This window comes from Synechococcus sp. A10-1-5-1, from assembly GCF_023115425.1.
Lineage (GTDB): Bacteria > Cyanobacteriota > Cyanobacteriia > PCC-6307 > Cyanobiaceae > Vulcanococcus.
The window spans coordinates 422,187-442,624 of record NZ_CP096032.1 but is presented as its reverse complement, the minus strand read 5'-3'; the positions used below and the strand labels follow the sequence as shown (position 1 = coordinate 442,624).

The following is a 20,438-nucleotide window of genomic DNA, read 5'->3' as shown; positions in this document are numbered from 1 at the left end:
GGACCCAAGTGGTGCAGGATGGCGCAAGCCTAGGCACCGCTTGGCCACCCTCCGCATCGCCATCGCTGGAGATCTGCATGGTCAGTGGGATGGCCTGGACGAGGAGGTCTTGTCCCAGCTGGCACCAGACGCCCTCCTGGTGGTTGGCGACCTGAGTGACGGTCAGCAGCTCATCCCAAAGCGGCTGACGCGGCTGCCCCTTCCTTTGGCCTGCATCCTTGGTAACCACGACACCGGTCGTGATGCCAGCGGTCGCACCCTGCAGCGCCAGCTGAATCTTTTGGGTGATCTCCATTGCGGCTGGAGCCTCCGGGAATTGCGCCCACCGGGGTTGGCCGTTGTGGGTGCCCGCCCTGCCAGCGCTGGCGGCGGTCACTACCTCAACCGTGCGGCTGAGGCCGTCTTTGGTCCGGTGAGTTTGGAGGAGTCAGCCGAGCGGATCAGTACGGCGGCCCTGCGCGCAGATCCAAGCTTGCCTCTGGTGCTCCTAGGCCATTCCGGACCGAGTGGCTTGGGGAGCGAGGCGGCCGATCCCTGCGGCCGTGATTGGAAGCATCCCGCCTGCGATTGGGGCGATCAGGATTTGGCCTTAGCGATCGACCGCATTCGCCGGAGTCGTCCCGTCCCACTTGTGGTGTTCGGCCACATGCATCACCGACTCAAACGCGGGCAGGGGGAGCGGCAGAGCTTCTGCAGGGACCGTGCCGGAACGACCTATCTCAATACGGCCTTTGTTCCTCGCCACGGGGAGGACGCCCAGGGCCGTCCCCTCCGGCATTTCAGCTGGGTGGAGTTCCAGGACGGTGTCCTCAAGGAGGTCTCCCATCGCTGGTTCAGCAGCGGGGGTGCGCTCCCCTATCGCCAGACCCTCTTTCGCGCTGAGACGGCCTGACCATGCTGCTGTACGTCTGCATCAGTGGCCATGGATTCGGCCATGGTTCGCGGGTGGCCTCTGTCTTGAGCGCCGTGCACCGCCAGGAGCCGAGCTGGCGCATCGTGCTCTCCACGCCCTTGCCCGCGAAGTTCTTGGCGCTGGCGTTTGCCGAGATCCCTTTTGAGCAGCGTCCGCTGCGCTGGGATGTGGGGGTGATGCAGGCCGATGCTCTGGGGGCTGATCCCTACGCGACCTTGGCCGCCTTGGAGGCCGTTGAGCAGCAGATGCCTGAGCAGATCGAGCAGGAGCTGGCCTGGCTGCAGAAGCAACGGGACTCGGTTCTGGTGCTTGCCGATGTCCCTCCGGCGGCCGCCCGCTTGTCGTCGGCCTTGGAGGCACCGCTGGTGTGGATGGGCAACTTCGGTTGGGACGCCATCTACCGGCCGATGGGTGGGGCTTTTACGGCCTGGGCCGACCGATCCCTCGAGCACTACCGCCAAGGCACGGCCGTGATTCGTTGTCCATTCGCGATGGAGATGGACTGGGGACTTCCCAGCGAGGACATCGGTTTGACCGCTGGTCGGCCGCGCCTGGATCCAGGCCGATTGCGTGACCGATTGGGCCTGACCTCGGCGCTGGAGCGGACTGTTCTGATGGGCTTCGGTGGCTTGGGTCTACAGCTGGATTTCAAGCTTTTTGAGCGCTGGCCCGAGCACCACTTCTTGGTCAGTGATCCAGGGCTGCACTGCGAGGCCGTCAATGTGACCGTGATTCCAGAGGACCTCAGACCCCTGGAGTTGATGCCCCTCTGCAGCCGGGTGATCACCAAGCCCGGTTACAGCACCTTCTGTGAAGCCATGGCCATGGGATTAGGGGTGCACCTGGTCCACCGCGATGGGTTTGCTGAGGCCCAGGTTTTGGAGGAGGCCCTTCAGCGCCATGCCCCCCATCGACTGTTGAGCCGTGGACAACTCGAGCAGGGGGACTGGCAGCTGGATCTCCCCCTGATGCCCGCTTCGGGAGCTGGATTGAGCCCTGATGGGGCTGAGCAGGCAGCTCGTTTCTTAAGCGCCCTGGCGGGCGAATAGGTGCGGATTGACGCAGATTTTCGATTTCTGTTCTTTTTGTGACCGCACATTCAGATCCAACAGTGAATTGAACCGCGCTTCGCAGTTTTTGATGCTTGTGGACGGTTATTGCACTGGCATGAATTACTTGCGTGATTGACGGTTAATTAGGCAATGTCATTGCATCCAATCGATTAGTTGTCTTTTTGACGCCGAATTGATTTCGCGTTTTTGTAGTCAGCTCTTTGATTTGGTGCGCTCGACGCCGCTTTCCATCGGAAAGTCTTGACTTGCGCTGTTCTCTGCTTTTGATGGTTTGTCCGCACAGATCTCCTCGAAGTTGACTGCTCCTTCGAGCTCTGCGCGTTCTCCTCTCTCCCTTTCGGCTGCAGCGTCACTTGGCCTGGGCTTGTCAGCTGTTCTGGCCCCCATGCCGGTGTTGGCCAATGTCGGTCAGTCCAAATTGCAGGCTCCCGAGGCCAGCAAGGTCAGCCTGCTGCCTGCGCTCCCGCCGGTTCCGCGGGCGCCTGTGATGCCTCGCTCCCGCCTGGCCAAGTTGGACGCCAGCGATGGTCAGATCGCCCCTGGTGGTCCCTTCCGTTACGCAATCACCCCAGAGCGCCGGGCTCTGTTGAACACCATTCGCTTTGCCGAAGGCACTTGGGCCCGCGGGGAGGACCTGGGCTACCGCGTGATGTTCGGTGGTGGCCTGATGGGAGGTCTAGATCGCCATCCCGACCGGGTGATCTACTCCGGTCGCTATGCCAGCGCCGCCGCCGGGGCCTACCAATTCATGCCCTTCACCTGGACGATGGCCAGCCGGAAACTGGGTCTGGCCGGATTTGGACCCCACGTTCAGGACCAGGCCGCCATCTTTCTGATTCAGCGCCGCGGTGCCCTCACCTTGGCCGATCGGGGTGAATTCACCCCTGAACTTGCCGCCAAGCTCGCTCCGGAGTGGGCGTCCTTCCCGACCCTGGCTGGCTACAGCTATTACGGCCAGCCGGTCAAGCGTTATGCGGCCTTGAAAGCCTTCTACGAACGGAGCTTGGCCCAATTGAAGGCCGTGGCTGAACCCGCGGTGCCTGTCGTGGAACTCCCGGCTTGCGAGCCGGTGGAGTCCCTTCGCTGTCGCCTGCAGGCTTTGGATCGGATCGGGCCCAAGCCCAAGAGCCTGGGCATCTAGATCAGGGTTCTCTAGCCCTGATCGCCTTCCTTCAGTCGGGTCTTGCCGATCGTGTTCTGGGCGATCAGATACGCAACTGCAATCGCTCCGACAAAGCCCAGGGCGTTTCGGAGCAAGGGCAGGAGATCAGAGGTGCGGGTGATGATCGGCGCAACACCGAAGACCCCAAACAAGATCACCCAGAGCGGTGAGAGCAGCAGAACCCAGGCCCACTCCACTGTGTGTTCCGGTTTACGGGGGTAGGCCGCAAACCCGACGATCAAACCACCAAGGATCGAGGTGGCCAGGGTGAGCAGCCATTGCTCTTGGGGCAGGCCAGGAACCACCTGGCAGCCGCCGATCTCCAGGCACCCTTTAACGGCATGGAGCGAGTCGAGCAGAGCCGCATCCTGACCGTGGTCACGGACGTAGTACTGGTTGCCAAAGCGGGTCTGCAGCTCCACCCAATAGGTGCGGGGCATCAAGGCAAAGAGGGCGTCGCCGACGTTGAAATTCAGCAGGTTGCCGCCGCGCTCGTCCGCGATGAGCAGCAGGGATCGCTCATCGAGGCCCCAGAAGTCCTTCACGGCGAGGCCTGGGGTGCGGTCGTACTGGGTCAGGACCCGCAGCTTCCAGCCACTGACGGCTTCAAAGTCGTTGATCTCAGCTTCCAGAGCAGCCCGCTGGTTGTCGGTGAGGATCTTCGCCAGGTCAATCACCGGGGTCGGGTGATCGGGCAGCAGGTCCGGATTGTCAAAGGCCCAGGCCGGAGCAGCCCCCCAGCCCAGCAACAGCGCCAGGCTGAGGGCTAGGCCCACCAGCCAGCCGCGGAGGGCGGAGGCGCTGTGGGCTGCACGCGGCTCGGTCATGGCACCTGCTTCAGTGGCCAGCATTCTCCCTGAGTCCTCCGCAGCGCCGTGAGTTCTGCTTCGTCCCCTCTGCATGCGGCACCCGACTGGCTGACGGAACGGTTGCAGGCTGCCGGTGGCTGGGTCGTCTTCAGTACCTACATGGACTGGGTTCTGCATGACCCAAGCCATGGGGCCTACGGCGCTGGACGCCTGCAGGTTGGGACCTCGGGAGACTTCGCTACCTCGCCGTCCCTGGGGCCTGACTTTGCGGAGCTCTTGCTGCCTCAGCTCCTGCAGTGGTTCGAGCAGCAGCCAGGCCATGGCCCCATGGCCTTGATCGAGACGGGCCCAGGGGAAGGCCACCTCGCCTTGCAGCTTTCTTCGGCCATTGCACGGGAGGCCCCGGAGCTCCTTGAGCGTCTGGAGTTGGTCCTGGTGGAGCCCAACCCCGGGATGGCGGAGCGTCAGCGCGCCCTCTTGGCAGAGGCGCCCCTGCGCTGCAGCTGGCAGTCCTTTGCCCAGCTCAAGGAGAGGCCCCGTGCCGGCGTGATGCTGGCCCATGAAGTGCTGGATGCCCTGGCGGTTGAGCGGGTGCTCTGGGACGGTCAGTGCTGGCGTCTGCAGGGGGTCTCGCTGGTGGGTTCCTCTGAATTGGAACTCGCGGCTGGTCCCCCGCTCAGCGAATCGCTTCGGCTCGAGCTGGAGGCCCTGATCCCTGGGCCCCAGCGTCCTGCCGGCTGGTGCACGGAGCTGCACGTGGGCGTCGGTCCCTGGCTTGAGCAGGCAGCCTCCTCCCTCAGCCATGGGCAGTTGCTCGTGATCGACTATGCCCATGAGGCTTGGCGCTACTACGCCCTCCAGCGCAGCAATGGCACCCTGATGGCCTACCGCCAGCAGCAGGCCAGTGATGACCCCCTGCAGGAGCCAGGCCAATGGGACCTGACGGCACATCTGTGTCTAGAGACCGTCGAACGTGCCGCCGCTGCCAGCGGCTGGCGTGTGCTCGGACAGCGGCGCCAGGGTGAAGCCCTGCTGGCTTTAGGTCTGGCCCAGCGTTTGCACGCCCTGCAGCAGGGATCACCGGCGGAGTTGGCCGATCTACTCAGTCGCCGCGAAGCCCTGCTGCGCTACGTCGACCCCTCGGCTCTCGGAGATTTTCGTTGGATTGCCCTGCAGCGTTCTGCCGAGGCCATGGCTCAGCCCCTGTTCTTGCAGGATCCGCCCCTGGGCTAGGCGCAGCGAGATAGGGCTGCCAGCACCTGTTCGGGCGCCACGTCACTGCGGATCTCCACGGTGCCGATCGCTGTGGGAAGCACGAAGCGCACGCGGCCATCGCGCACCTTCTTGTCCCCTTGGAGGCAGCGCAGGACCGCCTCTGGCTCGAGCTCGGGCCAGCGCATCGGCAGACCTGCCGCTTTGATGACGGCCCGTTGCCGGCGTTGGTCCTCGGCATTCCAGAGACCCAACTCCAGGCTGAGCTCGCCAGCGGCGACCATGCCGATCCCCACGGCCTCGCCATGGAGATAGGTGCCGTAGCCGCAGAGGGCCTCGACCACGTGGCCGAGGGTGTGCCCGTAATTAAGGATGGCCCGCAGGCCCCCTTCCCGTTCATCCGCTGCGACGACCTTGGCCTTGGCGGCGGCGGAGCGCTCCAGGATGCTGCTCAGCAGGTCTCCAGGCAGGGTCGCCATGGACGCCAAGTGTTCAGCGGCTTCCTCCAGTTCGCGGAAGAGCTCCGGGTCACCGATGACGCCGTACTTGATCACCTCGGCCATCCCAGCGCGGAACTCCCGCTCCGGCAGGGTGGCCAGGGTGGCTGGATCAATCAGGACCAGCTTGGGCTGGTGGAAGGCCCCAATCAGGTTCTTGCCTCCGGGGTGGTTCACGCCGGTTTTGCCTCCGATCGAGGCATCGACCATGGCCAGCAGGGTCGTGGGCACCTGGACCACGGCGATGCCCCGCAGCCAGCTCGCTGCGGCGAAGCCCGCCATGTCACCCACCACGCCCCCGCCGAGGGCGACGATCAAGGACCCCCGCTCCAACTTTTGGGCGAAGGCTGCGTCGTGAATCTGCGCGACGGTGTCTGGGGTCTTCTGGTCTTCCCCGGCCTCGATCACGAGGAGCTCAGCCTCGAAGCCCGCTGCCTGGAGGCTGCCCAAGGCCTTGGCCCCGTAGTGCTGATTCACCACGGGATTGGTCACGATCAGGACCTTGATGCCCGCTTTGATGCCCTGGCCCAGGATCTGCTGGCCGAGGCCCGAGAGCGCTCCGCGTCCGATCACCACGGGATAGGGATTCGCGCTGAGCGCCACCTCGATGGTGCGGATCGCGGCGGCCGTGGCGCTCATGGAACAACCCTGCAGTCGCTAGAGGCTATCCGTCGCTTGTTGCCGTCAGCACCTCCAGCAGTGCTGCGCCGTAGCGCTCCTGTTTGGCGTTGCCGATGCCGCTCACGCCTGCGAGTTCGCTGAGGGATCCGGGACGAAGCGCCGCTAACTCCACCAGGGTCCGGTCATGGAACACCACATAGGGCGGTACGCCCTGCTCACCCGCCTGCTCGCGTCGCCAGCTCTTCAGGGCCGCCAGCAGTGGGTCATCTTCTGCCACGGCCGCATCGCTCGTGATGCTGCGGCGCCGTTGCTCCTTCGCTGGCGGCGGCAGCACCAGATTCAGCTCCCGCTCGCCCCTCAGCAGCGGCTGAACCAGCTCGGGTGGACCGAAACACAGCCCCCCCTTGGCGTCCTCCGGGGAATGGAGGGCCCCAAGACTCACCAGCTGCCGCAGCAGAGCCCGCCACTGGCCCCGGTCCAGTTCCTTGCCGATCCCGTACACACTCAGCTGCTGGTGCCCCAGCGATCGGATGCGCTCGGTGTTGGCGCCGAGCAGCACGTCCACCACGTGGCCCGCTCCGAAGCGTTGGCCGGTCCGATACACAGCCGAAAGCCCTTTCTGCGCCGCGACGCGGCAGTCGCTGCGCTGCTTGGGTTCAAGGCAGCCATCGCAGTTGTTGCAGGGCTCGGCCAGCTCCTCGCCGAAATGGCTGAGCAGCACCTGACGCCGGCAGCCGCTGGCTTCGCTGTAGGCGATTAGGGCCTCGAGCTTCCCGCGCTCGATGCGCTTCTGCTCCTCACTGGCTCCTGAGTCATCGATGAAGCGGCGCAGCTGTGGGATGTCGCCTGCGCCGTGGGCCATCCAGGCCACCGCCGGTAGGCCATCGCGACCCGCCCGACCGGTTTCTTGGTAGTAGGCCTCGAGGCTTTTGGGCAGGTCCACGTGGGCCACAAAGCGCACATCGGGTTTGTCGATCCCCATGCCAAAGGCGATCGTGGCGACCACGACCACGCCGCTGCCAAGGCGGAAGCGCTGCAGGGCCTCCCGCCGTGACTCGGCGTCCATTCCGGCGTGGTAGGCGATGGCATCGATGCCAGCGGCCTTGAGTTCTGCGGCCACGCGGTCCACACGGTTGCGGGAGCGGGCGTAGACAATCCCCGATTCGCCGCGGTGCTCCGCCAGGAACTGCAGCAGCTGCGCATGACCGCCTTGTTTGTGGCGCAGCGTGTAGCGGATGTTGGGCCGATCGAAGCTGGCCAGAAACACCTCGCCCTGCTGCAGCTGCAGGCGCTCGCGGATGTCCAGCTGGGTGCGCGGGTCGGCGGTCGCGGTCAGGGCCAGCCGCGGCACCTGGGGAAAGCGCTTCGCGAGCTGATCGAGTTGGCGGTATTCAGGCCGGAAGTCATGTCCCCACTGCGAGACGCAATGGGCCTCATCGATGGCAAAGAGGGCCAGCGGCATGGATCCCAGTCGCTCCAGCACATCACCGCTGAAGAGTCGCTCCGGCGAGACATAGATCAGATCAAGCTCGCCGTTCCCGAGCTGCCGCCAGATGGTTTGGCTTGCGCCGACCTCGAGGCCGGAATGCAGGGCGGCGGCCGCAACACCGAGTTGCTGCAGCGCTTCCACCTGATCCTGCATCAGGGCGATCAGCGGAGAGACCACCACGGCCAGCCCAGGCGTGCAGAGGGCCGGTACCTGGTAGCAGAGGGATTTGCCGCCGCCGGTGGGCATCAACACCAACCCCGATCCGCCGCCGAGCACATGGCGCACGATCGCCTCTTGCGGGCCGCGGAAGCTGGCGTAGCCGAACACCCGTTGCAGCACCTCCAGCGGATCGCTGCTTGGCTGGGCCGGGCTACTCAGCATGGGGCGACTGGCTGATCGGAAAAGATCCACCACAATGGCGCGATCAAGGCTGGCTGCATGGCTGAGCGTTCCCTCCGTACCGGTGCTTCCTCCGCCACCGCCTGGTCCTTTCTGGCGCCGGCGCTGCTGCTGATTTCCCTCTCGGTGCTGATCCCAGCGGCGATGGCCCTGGTGATGAGCTTCACCCAGACCGGTTTGGACGTCTCTGAACCCCTCCGTTTTGTTGGCCTAGCCAACGTGCGGCGCCTGTTGGCGGATCCGATGTTCTTCAAGGTCCTGGGGACGACCTTGGCCTATCTCTTTGGGGTGGTGCCGCCGGTGGTGCTGGGGGCGCTCGCGTTGGCGGTCCTGGTGAACCGTCAGCTTCCAGGGATCCACTGGTTTCGGGCCGCCTTCTACACCCCGGTGCTGGTCTCGATCGTGGTGGCGGCGATTGCCTTCCGTTGGCTCTACGCCGAGAACGGCTTGATTAATGGATGGCTCGGCACGCTCTTGGGTCCTGGTTTTGAGCCGATTGGCTTCCTCACCAACCCATTGCTGGCGCTTCCGGCCGTGATGCTTGTGACCCTCTGGAAGGGCCTGGGGTATTACATGGTGATCTTCCTGGCCGGTCTCCAGGGGATCCCGGGCGATCTCTATGAGGCCGCGGAGCTCGACGGCAGTGAGGGTTGGCGTAAGCACCTCGACATCACGCTGCCCCTTCTGCGTCCCTACGTCACCTTGGTGGCGGTGATCTCAGCGATTGCGGCCACCAAGGTGTTTGAGGAGGTCTATCTGATGACCCAGGGGGGACCCGCGAACAGCACGAAGACCCTGGTGTATTACGTCTACGACCAGGCCTTCGCCGAGCTGGAGATCAGCTACGCCTGCACGGTTGGTCTGGCCCTGTTCGTGATCGTGCTGCTGTTGTCACTGGTTCGCTTCCTGTTTGCAGGCGATCGCGGCTTGACCTAGTGCATGCGACATTGAACGATTGGAGCTCAAGGCGCATGGGCCCTGCGATCGGCATCGTCGGCGGCGGGCAGTTGGCCTGGATGCTTGCCGAGGCTGCCCAGCGCCGGCAGATCGCCCTGCAGGTTCAAACCCCCTCCACCGATGACCCCGCCGCCGCCTTGGCCGCGGGGGTCGTGGAGGCAGCCGTTCGCGATGTGGCGGGCACGGCGGAGCTGGCGACACGCTGCTCGGCCATCAGCTTTGAGAACGAGTGGATTGATCTGGAGGGCCTGGCGCCACTGGAGGCCCAAGGGGTCCAGTTCGTCCCCAGCTTGAGTGCTCTGCAACCCCTGGTTTGCAAGCGCAACCAGCGGGAGCTACTGCGGCGGTTGAATTTGCCTTCGCCGCGCTGGTTTCCGCTCACCGCGGCCTGCCCGCCAAAGCCAACACCTGCCACGTCCGCTCCGCCCCGGAGCCAAGCGGTGTGCCCCGAGGGATTCAGCTTTCCCTTGATGGCCAAGGCTGCGACCGGCGGTTACGACGGCAAGGGCACCGCGATCCTTCAGGGTCTCGATGACTTGGCGGCCTTAATCGCTCGGGTTGATCCCGAAAACTGGATCGTTGAGGAGTTTGTCGCGTTCGAGCAGGAACTCGCCCTGGTGGCCGCTCGCGATCGCTTCGGTGAGGTGGTCTGTCTGCCGTTGGTTCAAACCCACCAGCATCAGCAGGTCTGTGATTGGGTGCTGGCCCCTGTGGAAGCCAGCCATGCCTTGCAGCAGGCCGCCCGCAACATCGCCGCATCCCTCCTGACCTCCCTGGACTACGTCGGGGTGCTCTCACTGGAGTTTTTCTATGGGCGCCAAGGATTGCTCATCAACGAGCTGGCCCCTCGGACCCACAACTCCGGTCACTATTCGATCGAGGCCAGCAGCTGCAGCCAGTTCGACCTGCAACTGCTCAGCGTGAGCGGTCAGGCCGTACCAGAACCGTCCTTGCAGGTTCCTGGTGCCTTGATGGTCAATCTCTTGGGCTTTGAGCGGCGTTCCGCTGATGACCCCGAGGCGGACTATGGCCGTCAGCGTCACGCTTTGGCGTCCCTGGACGATGCCCACCTTCACTGGTATGGCAAAAGGGGGTCCTCCCTCGGACGGAAGTTGGGCCATTTGACTGTCTTGCTGCGGTCCAGCGAAGCGCAACAACGCCGCCAGGAAGCGATGGAACGTCTGCAGCAGATCCGGGCGATTTGGCCCTTGCCGGAGGAGACAGTGGCTGCCTAGTGGGCCTAAGATTTCGACGGACTGCTGTGTTGGTCACTGCCTTTTACAGTTTTCTGATCTGACTCCCTTTTCGACTTGGGGCGTCTGTCGCGACAGTGCCGTAGACCGGCCTCGTAGCCGGAAACGAATCTTCGCTTTGACTCCCCTTCTGGTTTATCCAGGTCGGAATCTGGGGCAGAACGGCACAGCGGTTCACCCCCTTTGCAGCGCAGTTAATCTCGGGTTTTGTTGGATCCGATTGACTGACAAACTGACTGACACATTGACTGACAGCTGAGTGCCGTCTCGACGGGCTGCAGAGCCTCTCAGGTGGGTCGTTGATGCCTCCCCTAGACGTTCAACGCAGAAGGGGCCATGGGGGCGTTTCGAGACCTTGGGGGTACGAGAAATGGGTTCGGAAATTTTGCCGCGAATTCTGACCCCTTAGCGCTTGCCACCCACTTGCACCCCTGGCCGCTCGCTCGCCTTGGTTGAGAAGCACCCGCTAGGGCTAGACCAGAGGTAGGCAAGGAGAGGCTGATGGAACCACTCACTGACGGCATCCTCATCGCGCTGTTCCTTTGGCAACGGTTGCGATGATCAAGAAAGGGTCCTGGAAAAAGCCAGAACCGACTTGCCACGTGTACATCCGACAAGGCGACGACAAACCCGTGGCGGACTGCTGAGAAACACTCCCTACTACTAAGCAGTTGGTTGGGAGCTGTTGGCGCTACTCGTCTTTTTCGTCCCAACGTGAGCGTCGGTGAGCAGCGCACAGCTCACACCTGCAAGGCAACACAAAGTCGCCACCTATCCAGCAGTTGTAGGGGGTTTTTGGCCACAAAAGGGCTAAATCCTCATCGCTCGGACGGGCACTGAAACTCGTTTCCATTCCCGAAGCTTGCACATAGATCGGCGATCGCGCCGTCGACCTCTATGAACAGGGAGCCGTTGCGTGATAGCACTGGCGTTGCGGCCGAATAGAAGCGGTGGGAGCTGTTTCGCCGAGGCAAGCCTGGACTCACCCCACCTTGACGTGGTCCATTGCCCAACACTCCGTGGCGCCGCCTGAGAACAGGCAAACCATGGTCTGGTCAGGGTCAATGACTCTGTAGGTGGAACCATCCGCGAAGTTCTTGAGCCGTGCGTGCAAGTGGGCAAGATCGTGGTCGGGATGTTCTTCGGTTTGTCTCCAGCCTGTGCTGGTCAGTCTTTCGATGGAAAACACGAGCTTCTCAGTGGAGGGGATGCACAAGGTCGATCGGCGCCACTGACTTGGGTAAAAACAACGGAATCTCCTTGGGATCACGCCATGCACAGCGTCCCAGGAGGTATCGCCTTACACGGAACACTGCATGTAGTGGATACTTATTGGTCCCCAAGGGAAAGAGCCTGGGCAAGCGATATCAGCAACATGCGAACACCTGCAAAACACAAGGTGTTCAGCACGAGCTAAGCGGCACGCTTGTCTTCCCGTGAACCGCCCTTAATCCGTTGATCCACATCTGCTTGCGCCGAACTCTGGTAGTCGATGACCAGGTCACTGCAGCGGCGGGGAAGAGCAAAAAGGTCTGGACAGTCACGCAAAGCGAGTTGGCGCCTCTCTATGTCCGCGACGCTCAATTCAGAGCCTGGCGATGGCATACAGCCAAAGGTCGTAGTGCTGTGGAGATCGTCTCAAGCCTCGATTTACCTGCAAGCAATGTCTCCATTTGCGAATGAAGAAACTACAGGAAAACAACAGCTCATCCCACGCTCCCCTTGAGAATCCGAGTGAATCGTGAATCCCAAAGCAGATCGGTATTTCTCCTATCTCAACATGACGACGAGGCATCGTTATCTCAGGGATACAAGTCCGTCTGCACCATGGCTGTCTTGATCCAAAGCCGCTCCAGCACCGATGAGCCTTGGCAAGACGAGGGCAGCAAAAGAAATCATTTCAAGGCCTACTTGACAGCACTGGCGAAATCACGAGTCACAGGCCGCGTCTATCGACTGGTCACTAGCGACGGAGACGTCCTTGAGCAGATCGGCGAGCCTACCTGCGACGACAAACCTAATCGCAATGCTCAGGTGTACTAGTTCGCTAAAGCTTTAGAGCTGCCAGCTGCAAGCGCCGCCGCTCAAGAGGGACAAGGCGCAGCACGCAAACAATTGCAAAATCCGTATCATCTATATCAAGCTGGTCTCTTTCCGAGGCGGTAGGACTGGCTTCGGTTGCGAAAGTCTTGATGGATCTCCGATTCGTCCCGTCTGAACCAGCTCCAGGAAAAGGAACACTTCAACCTCTGGGGCGCAACGAATACCGCGTATGCGGTCCTGCTGGATGCACTGTCGTAAAGGGCTATGCCAACGCCCTGTACTTGAGCCGAAATGTTCCGGAGGCCGACGCCAACGGCGATGGAGACGAACAACTTCCTCCCTATTGGGGAAGTCGCGACGGGTTCCCCTTGCACTCCTGAACCAACTAAGGCCATAACCGCTGAGGACACGGTCCGAGAGAACCCCGTGATCCGAGACGGGGGAGTGCCAAGCTCCCCCACCTCAACACTCCCCGCTACTGAGCAGTGGGTCGGGGAGCTGTTGGCGCTTTTCGCGAGGCCGGCGGCCCGTTCATGTCAATATTTAGATTCTCTTAAGGGTCTAGACATGAGAAAAGTGGTGTCCCTGGCGGCTTTTCTTGGTTTTGCGCATGGCGTTTCGGCGCTTGCATTTCCATTGATCGTGCCTTCCAATCTTTTGTATACCAGCGAACATAACTTGCAGAGACGAGCTCAAATACTCACGCCAGGTTGGTAGCCGCGACTACATAAAGAGAGGAGAGTGAACCTCCCTTTTTATGGCTCACAACTCGACGCTCCACCAATCTCACGTCAATCCTTGGGCAATCGGTGGTGTCTTTATCGGCGTCTTTGCGCTGGTCTCATTGGCGGTTCAATTGGTCGGTAGCGGCTTGAAGACCACTACAGGCGGGGAGGCCACGGTTAGGAGAATCGGAAACCTCCCTCCATCAGCTCGTCAGGTCATGCAGTACCCATCAGGTGTCCCGACAGGGATTGGCGGCGGCAACGCGGGTGCATCGACAGACCCAGGTCTTGCTCGCTAGTCACCTGCACTTAGGTCAGCGCGTTCATCACTTCGTGCGGAGGTAGCCGCATCTAAGCCGCTGAGCGGCATTTGAGCCGCCGTTGGTATGTATCGGAGCTGCTGCTGGTATGCACACCTCGCCAGCTGCCTGAACTCGTCCTGCGGCGGTCCTCAGTCCCACACAAAACGTTCAGCCGGTTACAAACAGCACATCACCGCTTGAACGGCTGCCGGATGATCACTTCACGGCCTTCGGGTCGGGTAAGGGAGATAGACGAGGCGGGGTGGAATCCGTCTCTTTTTTTGCCTGATTGCTGCTGGATTGCATCAGCAGACGCTGCTGCCATTCCTGCTCCAGCTGGTCGTGGCGGGTAAGAGCGGCTGGGTTCATTGGAAGGTCGCCCAGTAACTGGTGAACGCTGGCACTACCTGCAGTGCTGCCGCCAGCTCATGCGAGCAAACGGACACCCGGTACGGGGGTATCTGGAGTCCTTGCTGGTACGTGAATTGGCCTCAGAAATCTGTGTTTGAACTATTCGTGTTCGTCTCTCGGCTTGAGGGTCATTTGCAGAGATATCGGTCAGTTATTTATTGCATGTCTAATTGCCGCGTTAGCTTCTGCGCCTAACGCGCACCTGGTGCAGCTGTGGTTTTTGCGTTAGTTGCCTGTATGTAGAGATTCCTTATCGATGCCGCACAGCTCACTGCCATGTTGCGCTCATCCGTAATCCAAACGAGAAGGAGATACGCAAAGGAGTCGCAATACCAAGCAGTCAGCACCGGCTCCGATACGACAGCCAACAGAAGATCCATGAGACCCACGCGATACTGCATGTTGGAGCAGATATGAAGGAGATCTATCTCGACAATGCAGTCTTAACAAGTTTGGAATCCATCGCCCTTAGGCTTGGCTCATCGGTGAGCAGGAGATTGGAAACATGTCATGGAGCGAACTTGCGCTTAGCTATGTATTCGTTGGCGGGCTCGTCGTTGGTCTACCTGTGATTTTCTTTGTGATTACTTTTATGCCTGGCTTGATGCGTACTAGCGGTGAAGTTATTGGCACCAAGCAGGAGCTGCCTGAGTGGAAGCACCAAGCTCCACAGCCTGTAGCGACTCACTCAACAGGCGCTACAGGTGTAGCGAAAAATCGGCGAGGGTGGCCTGCTCGCAATTTCGCGAATACACCCTAAGTGCATCACCCCATCATTGATCAAGGCAGTGACCCCTTTCCCCAATCTCCATACCGAAGGTCGGAGCCGCCAATAAAGCGACTGACACCTAAGCCGCTGAAGTGAGCTGTCGCCGATGCAATGTGATGCAAATTGATTCGTGAGGGAAACCTTTCAATGTCCCTCATAAGACCTTTTTGCGGCGTGGCTGCAACGGCTTTTGCGTTTGCAACCCTCCCTTCCGTTAACGCCGAGCCTGCCGTAGCTCAAGGGTCAGCAGAAGATCTGGGCGTGATGAGCATTCAGCTCAAGGACATCGTCAAACCGCAGGTCGGCATCCAAGGTCAAACCCAAGCCGCTGGCACCCCCAACCAAGCAGGTCTGGGTAGCTTCCTTCCACTGGTCGTCGGCAGCAACAGCGTCTTCTTTGCTGATGTCCTGGCGAATGCCAACTTCTCGGACTGGGGTAACAGCAGCAGCATCATCAATACGAAGGTGGCTGGTACCACCATCTCCACCTCATCGCGCCTGGGCTATCGCTGGCTCAATGGTGACCGCAGTTGGATGTATGGACTGAATGCGGGCTATGACACCCGACCAATGAGCACGGGTCCTGCTGATACAGGCATCCCTGTCTATGCCTCACGCACGGCTTTCTTCTAGCAGGCGGCTGTCAATGCAGAAGCGGTAAGCGATAAGTGGGCATTCAATGCTTATGCGCTCATTCCAACGGGTGACACCGAGCAACAGCTCAACACCGTCTATCAAGGCGGTGCACTGGACACCTATGGCTTAGATGCTGGTTACAACCTGACGCCAGGACTAAGAGCCTCTGTTGGTTACTACTACCAAAACGGTGATGAAGGTGCAGCCGATGGCTCTGGTGTCTTGGCTCGCCTCGCTTATGCCATCAACAACGGACTTACGGTTGGCACCAACCTGTCTTATGACAGTGCCTTCAAGTCACGCTTCTCGGCAGACATCAAGTGGCGCTTCAATACGAATGGCGGTCCTGGCAAAGAAACACCAAAAACAAATGCCGCTGTTAGCGCCATAACATCAACGCCTAGCAATAGGGATGTGCGGGTGCACGATACAAATCTTGGTGAGATATTTTTACAATCAATAGGAGCTGGTGGGGGCTGGATAGCTGCTGGTAGTCAATAACACGCATCCTAACCACCCAAAGCCTTTGCAACCGCAGGGGCTTTTTATTTCTTCAGTCACACCCATAAGCCAGCAAATCAGCCTCCAATACCTGGCACCATCGCTATCAACGCAGCTTGACTCATTACTCACACAGCACAACACTCAAAGCGACTGAAGATTGCTCATAATCGAATCTCTGGCGCTACTGGCTGAAAACAAATAATCCAACCACCCAGTCATAGTCAATTCAATCTCCCTTCTATTCACCAGCTCTAACCCAGTAATTCTTTGAAGACTGACCACTAACCGTTCAGGCATTCCATTCCGACTAAATAACCCATAACGGAGACGCTCCTCAGACATGCCTAGAAGCTCCTCTACGTGCGTCAAACCGCTTGCTTAAACCTGCATCATCGGGAGGCTTGGAAGCCTCTCCTGGGTTATTTACGAGGCAGTTAGTTGTTGCTAGCTGCTCCTGCTTGATCTGTCTGAAGCGATTGAGCAGCGCCTTCCGTTGATCGCTTGTGAGTGTGATGTAGATGGGAGTGGAGACAGCAATGCCGCTGGAGTGGATCTCTGTAGGTGAAACCTCTCCGTAGCGACTGATGGTCAGTGCCATTGGGTGTCTCCTTGGTTGAAGTCCAGTTCCAGCTGGATGGGTTTGGTTGGGGAGGGTTGAGGGAGAGTGTCTTCGACCCATCCCAGGTGAATAGATCCATTCTTAGTGATGAGTGTGAGTCGATGGTTGAGAGTTTCTGGTTGGTTGTTCATTTGATTGCGTTTATGTTCTGATAATCCATTCGCTAGCCATTGCTCTGGCTTCACGCTGGCGTCCTTGTTGAATCAGTGATTCGATCCGTGTTCTTGCAGATACTGAGATCTGCCCAGACTGCCAGTAGCGAATGTGTGGTGTGCATTTGTGAGTAATCTGCTTCTTATGCATGAGTGAGTTGCTGGGGTAAGTACTTCCAGTCGTCGACAACCTCGCTGATCTGACTCCAGGTGTACTCAACAGTGCTGAGTACTTCCATCGCTTCTTGGTTGTCCTTGATCATTGACCAGTCAATGCTTTGAACCAAATAGACAAGCTGTTCAGCCAGCTCGGTGGTGGTGGCTTCACGGCTGTCTACGGATGGTTCCAAAGGCATCAGTTCAGCAATGACAGAAGATTCGACTTCTACTTTTGGGCACTCAGAACCTTGAGGAAGTGCTGAGTTCGCCTTCTGATTGGTTCCTGGTTGCCTTCCGCGACCTGATCGTTGGCTTCTGTTCTCTGCTGGGTGCTGCCGCTGGAGCTTCTCAAGGTCTCGTACGGATAGTGGTTTTCCTATCTCGTGGTCGTAGCTACTACGTGCCTTTGCTTGACCTTTGTAATTCATCCTCGCCAGGTGGTACAGAGCTGTTACTCCATGACTATGGAGATAGACGATGTGCTCCTCGTTGTGTGCCTTAGCAGCCTCTGCAGAGTCAAACCAGTCTTGATAGGAATCGGATTGCCTGAACTGATCAGTCAGCTCTGCTGCTACGAACTCCCCTGCTGTGAGGAGCTTGGTGATCTTGGATGGCCTGAAACCAATCTCTTCCAGGCACTGACGCAGTCTCTTCTTAAAGCTTCTGCGTTGCCAAGGCTCCATCGTGATTTGGAAGAACGAAATGACAAGCGTTAGTCCGGCCTTCTCAAAACGTGCTTCGGCGTCATTGGTGTATTGATGAAAGGCTGCCAATTCGCTGACACACTTCTTGCCAGCCAGGTCAACGATTTGCCTTGCCAAGCCTGTGTAGCGGTGGTCGAGGCCGCCATCATCTCGAATTGGATTAATAAGTGTTGGTAAGTCCATTTTTTCAACGTTGAAATCTTTGGTGCCGCCTACTGGTCCCTTGTCCTGGTAGACGGTGATTGTCGATCGAGTGATAAGTACCTATCTGGGTATTTCACGGAGAGTCATCTTGGGTTGTGTTGTCTTAGGTTTTGCCTATAGCACCTATTCTGTTGTCCAGATATGTTCTTTGTCGAGTGATGGATTGCTCCTGTGTTCATTTAGGCTCCATTTCTGGAGTGCACTTAACTGCTTCTCTATACAGTTAACCCGTATATATCTTCAACTGGATGGTGCAAAGTGAAACTCGCCACTAAAAGTGGCTCCGCCTGTAGCTCAGCCCGTTTGAAACACAAAGACTTTCAGTGGTCTTGTCTGGATGACATGGACTCTGCTTCGTCTTCGCTACTGCCTTGGTCGGCAGTTGTTTCAAATGAACTGGCTACAGCCGGAGGCTTCTCTTTGACCTTCCAGTCGGTTCGTTAGTCCCGTCGTAACGCCAAGCGGCATTGCAACGGGCTTCAACTTGGAGAGGGTCCTCACGCCACCTCTCCAGGTGTCGCGGGCAAGCGTTGATTTGGCCGCTGCTAAGGGTGCCTGACGTCCTTAGTGCCTGGGTTCAACGAAACCGCAGAACGAGCTACTCCCCAATGGGCATTCGCAGCTCTGCCTTTCTTTAACCACGTTTCCAGGCGTGGAGTTTTTACGTCTTTGCTTTGACGGTCAGCGGCGACGGCCCAGGAACAGCGAGACGCCCTGAGGCGCCTTCCCTGTATTAGTGCGCCATTGCCCCAGCTCTCCCATTTAGGGCTTTAGCCAGGTGACTTCTCTGTATAAGTCCGCCATTACCCCAGCTCTCCCCTCTCAGGGATTCAGCTAGGGGGCTTCCCTGTATAAGTGTGTCATTAGCCAAGCTCTCCTATTTAGTGCTTTAACCAGGCGTCTCTTCCGTATAAGTGCGCCATTAACCCAGCACTCCCAGTGATGGCTTGAGCCAGATGCCTCCCCTATATAAGTGCGTGTTCGGTTAAACCGCCTGTGGGAACAGGCACTCCAGATTCAGCCTGGAACCACGGTTTCATTCCTCGCCAGGTCTGATTTTTCGACCTGGCTCTTGGAGACTGCTTCGTGGACTGCTCGGAACCCTCTCCTCTAAACGCCCGCTATCAACGCTTTCGCTATTTACGAGGCGGATCTGTCCCTCCCCTATGGGACCGTTACTACTTGTCTTCGTCGACGCCCGCTACTTCCTTCGTCTGTAGAGCCCAGACATCACCTTTCACAGCATCAGTCAATAAGCTCTACGACTTGCCTCAGCTCATCAGCAGTGGGTCTTACGTATTTGGTCGTCACTTCAGACATCCCTGGAACTCGGTGACCAGTCACATAGAAGGCGAAGTATGGGCTCACATTCGCTTTCGCCATCTGTGTCTCGACAATCCGTCTCAGGTCATGGCTGTTAAAGCCATAGCGGTCTTTGAAGCTGTCCCCATATCGATCACCCCAGCTCTCCTCACCTGCCTTGTACTCCTCTGGCCATAGAGGCCCGTCTTGGAACGCCGGAATCGCATTTAGGAGGAACGGCAGCAGGGTCCTGTGAATGGGGATGTGTAGCTCTTGCCCCCCTTTCAGCTTTCTGACCCTGCCCTCCTCCTCGTACTCCACGAAATGGATGAGCTGATTCTCGAGATCAATGTCTTGCTTCCTCAGTCCGCAGACCCCTTGTTTGCGGCAGCCAGTGAATCTTTGGATCAGGTACCTCAGGTCTGAATTCACAGCAGCTCGTTCGTCTGCCTTCGTGATCGTGTTCTTGTCGGGCAGTGAGCGCGGCTTGCTTGTTTCCAGGTTTCTTGCAAGCCCCTCCCAGATGTTGACCTTGGCGAACCCGTGCCGGGTTGCCCATTTCCAGGCAGCGCTTAGGTCTCGGATGTCTTTCGCCACCGTCGACTGCTTCGAGGTTCTCCCTTGTCTGTTGGTCCTGGTGAGGAGATGGCGCTTGTAGTCAGCAGCTGTTTTCTTCTCGACCCGTTCTGGGTACTCCTCTCTTGACCACCCGACAAACCTTTTAAGGACCGTCCTCCAACGCTTCTCAACAAGTGGGCTGACACCCCCTGACGTGACCGTTCTCTCGCTCAGCCACTCCTCCCAATGGTGAAGGCCTGCCTTGAGCGCCTCCGCTTCTTCAACGAGCCTCCTGTCTTTTCTGGAGAGTCTTCCTTCGGTGGGATCTATTGGGTCAGCCGTTGGCCAGACCGCCTCGTTGATCTCAAGCTCGAGTGACTCCTCTGCGCTCAGCTCCAAATCACTCGGCTCGATCCCCTTTGCCTTTTCCTCGGTTTCGATCTGCTGCCATTGACGGAAGCGAGCCCTTAGCTGTCCTTCGGGCGTTTCCTGCTCAAGCCGCTGGAACAGATCTCGAGCCTTGGACTGCTCCTCCCACAGCTTCTGCCGCGCTTCCTGAAGCGTGTCGCCAGCCTTCTTTTGGATGACTGACTTGCCGAGCGTTTTGCGGTGCTTCAGCGGGACTGTGATGTTCGTGTAGAACCCACGCCTGCCTTTGATTTGGATCAACCCAGAGGGCAGGGCCACGCTGGTTGACTGACAAACTGACTGACATATTGACTGACGGGACCATGTTGCAGCAAGCTTTCTTGGCAGGAACTGGGTTCTGGTCTGTCTCTGGTTTATTCAGGTCGGAATCTGGGGCAGAACGGCACAGCGGTTCACCTCTTTGCAGCGCAGTCGATCTCGGACCGGGTCACGTTCTGTCGCAAGTCCAACGGGACCTTGCTCTGTTCATCCCGAGCTCACACGGGATCATTGGAGTGGTGCAGCCCTAAGGCCTCATGAACCGCTTGTCCGCTGTC

General features: G+C 59.2%; 13 protein-coding genes, 1 other RNA gene and 1 pseudogene. 9 read left to right on the top strand and 6 right to left on the bottom strand.

What is annotated here, in order from left to right; translation table 11 throughout:
• Window positions 1-40: 40 nt before the first annotated feature.
• The 3 genes from MY494_RS02315 (at window position 41) to MY494_RS02305 (ending at window position 3,127) form a co-directional block, all read left to right on the top strand.
• Window positions 41-892, top strand: a complete 852-nt coding sequence (locus tag MY494_RS02315) for a TIGR04168 family protein (protein ID WP_247911123.1) — start codon at window positions 41-43, stop codon at window positions 890-892.
• 2 nt (window positions 893-894) lie between these two features.
• Entirely contained in the window at window positions 895-1,962 is a 1,068-nt protein-coding gene (locus MY494_RS02310) for a hypothetical protein (protein ID WP_247911122.1), read from the top strand.
• Between the two features lie 409 nt (window positions 1,963-2,371).
• The gene (locus MY494_RS02305; protein ID WP_371820703.1) at window positions 2,372-3,127 is read left to right on the top strand and encodes an endolysin; all 756 of its coding nucleotides are present in this window, start codon (window positions 2,372-2,374) and stop codon (window positions 3,125-3,127) included.
• Between the two features lie 11 nt (window positions 3,128-3,138).
• On the opposite strand, the gene MY494_RS02300 is transcribed toward MY494_RS02305, so the two are convergent.
• Window positions 3,139-3,975 carry a TPM domain-containing protein gene (locus tag MY494_RS02300; RefSeq protein ID WP_247911120.1) on the bottom strand — a complete coding sequence of 279 codons (837 nt, stop codon included), beginning with the start codon at window positions 3,973-3,975 and terminating at the stop codon, window positions 3,139-3,141.
• Window positions 3,976-4,023: 48 nt separating this feature from the next.
• Between MY494_RS02300 and MY494_RS02295 the strand changes: the two genes are divergently transcribed.
• Window positions 4,024-5,190 carry a class I SAM-dependent methyltransferase gene (locus tag MY494_RS02295; RefSeq protein ID WP_247911119.1) on the top strand — a complete coding sequence of 389 codons (1,167 nt, stop codon included), beginning with the start codon at window positions 4,024-4,026 and terminating at the stop codon, window positions 5,188-5,190.
• Here MY494_RS02295 and aroB read toward each other — a convergent pair.
• Window positions 5,187-6,305, bottom strand: coding sequence for a 3-dehydroquinate synthase (aroB, locus tag MY494_RS02290; RefSeq protein WP_247911118.1), 1,119 nt, complete (start codon window positions 6,303-6,305; stop codon window positions 5,187-5,189). The two genes, MY494_RS02295 and aroB, sit on opposite strands and share 4 nt — an antisense overlap.
• A gap of 25 nt (window positions 6,306-6,330) precedes the next feature.
• Window positions 6,331-8,157 (bottom strand): DNA helicase RecQ, encoded by a 1,827-nt coding sequence (gene recQ / locus MY494_RS02285; protein ID WP_247911117.1) that lies wholly within the window; start codon window positions 8,155-8,157, stop codon window positions 6,331-6,333.
• 57 nt (window positions 8,158-8,214) lie between these two features.
• Here recQ and MY494_RS02280 point away from each other — a divergent pair, with 57 nt between their 5' ends.
• The 4 genes from MY494_RS02280 to MY494_RS02265 all read left to right on the top strand — a co-directional run bounded on the left by MY494_RS02280 (window position 8,215) and on the right by MY494_RS02265 (window position 12,428).
• Window positions 8,215-9,111 carry a carbohydrate ABC transporter permease gene (locus tag MY494_RS02280; protein WP_247911116.1) on the top strand — a complete coding sequence of 299 codons (897 nt, stop codon included), beginning with the start codon at window positions 8,215-8,217 and terminating at the stop codon, window positions 9,109-9,111.
• A gap of 35 nt (window positions 9,112-9,146) precedes the next feature.
• Window positions 9,147-10,367, top strand: a complete 1,221-nt coding sequence (locus MY494_RS02275) for a 5-(carboxyamino)imidazole ribonucleotide synthase (RefSeq protein WP_247911115.1) — start codon at window positions 9,147-9,149, stop codon at window positions 10,365-10,367.
• A 15-nt stretch (window positions 10,368-10,382) separates the two neighbouring features.
• Window positions 10,383-10,565: non-coding RNA, 6S RNA (gene ssrS, locus MY494_RS02270), on the top strand.
• A gap of 1,647 nt (window positions 10,566-12,212) precedes the next feature.
• Window positions 12,213-12,428, top strand: coding sequence for a hypothetical protein (locus MY494_RS02265; protein WP_247911114.1), 216 nt, complete (start codon window positions 12,213-12,215; stop codon window positions 12,426-12,428).
• Between the two features lie 1,243 nt (window positions 12,429-13,671).
• Here the strand turns inward: MY494_RS02265 and MY494_RS02260 are convergent.
• Window positions 13,672-13,824 carry a hypothetical protein gene (locus MY494_RS02260; protein WP_247911113.1) on the bottom strand — a complete coding sequence of 51 codons (153 nt, stop codon included), beginning with the start codon at window positions 13,822-13,824 and terminating at the stop codon, window positions 13,672-13,674.
• Between the two features lie 958 nt (window positions 13,825-14,782).
• Between MY494_RS02260 and MY494_RS02255 the strand changes: the two are divergent.
• Window positions 14,783-15,772, top strand: a pseudogene (locus tag MY494_RS02255) (carbamoyl-phosphate synthase L chain).
• Between the two features lie 917 nt (window positions 15,773-16,689).
• Here MY494_RS02255 and MY494_RS02250 read toward each other — a convergent pair.
• The gene (locus MY494_RS02250) at window positions 16,690-17,592 is read right to left on the bottom strand and encodes a hypothetical protein (protein ID WP_247911112.1); all 903 of its coding nucleotides are present in this window, start codon (window positions 17,590-17,592) and stop codon (window positions 16,690-16,692) included.
• A gap of 1,266 nt (window positions 17,593-18,858) precedes the next feature.
• On the bottom strand, window positions 18,859-20,160 hold the full coding sequence (locus MY494_RS02245; RefSeq protein WP_247911111.1) for a hypothetical protein: 1,302 nt from the start codon (window positions 20,158-20,160) through the stop codon (window positions 18,859-18,861).
• Between the last annotated feature and the right edge of the window lie 278 nt (window positions 20,161-20,438).

Bases quoted from the DNA above. Each gene is read 5' to 3' on its own strand.
- aroB (WP_247911118.1), bottom strand. From the start codon at position 6,305: ATGAGCGCCACGGCCGCCGCGATCCGCACCATCGAGGTGGCGCTCAGC.
- recQ (WP_247911117.1), bottom strand. From the start codon at position 8,157: ATGCTGAGTAGCCCGGCCCAGCCAAGCAGCGATCCGCTGGAGGTGCTG.
- MY494_RS02275 (WP_247911115.1), top strand. From the start codon at position 9,147: ATGGGCCCTGCGATCGGCATCGTCGGCGGCGGGCAGTTGGCCTGGATG.
- MY494_RS02310 (WP_247911122.1), top strand. From the start codon at position 895: ATGCTGCTGTACGTCTGCATCAGTGGCCATGGATTCGGCCATGGTTCG.
- MY494_RS02305 (WP_371820703.1), top strand. From the start codon at position 2,372: ATGCCGGTGTTGGCCAATGTCGGTCAGTCCAAATTGCAGGCTCCCGAG.
- MY494_RS02300 (WP_247911120.1), bottom strand. From the start codon at position 3,975: ATGACCGAGCCGCGTGCAGCCCACAGCGCCTCCGCCCTCCGCGGCTGG.
- MY494_RS02265 (WP_247911114.1), top strand. From the start codon at position 12,213: ATGGCTGTCTTGATCCAAAGCCGCTCCAGCACCGATGAGCCTTGGCAA.
- MY494_RS02260 (WP_247911113.1), bottom strand. From the start codon at position 13,824: ATGAACCCAGCCGCTCTTACCCGCCACGACCAGCTGGAGCAGGAATGG.
- MY494_RS02250 (WP_247911112.1), bottom strand. From the start codon at position 17,592: ATGGACTTACCAACACTTATTAATCCAATTCGAGATGATGGCGGCCTC.
- MY494_RS02280 (WP_247911116.1), top strand. From the start codon at position 8,215: ATGGCTGAGCGTTCCCTCCGTACCGGTGCTTCCTCCGCCACCGCCTGG.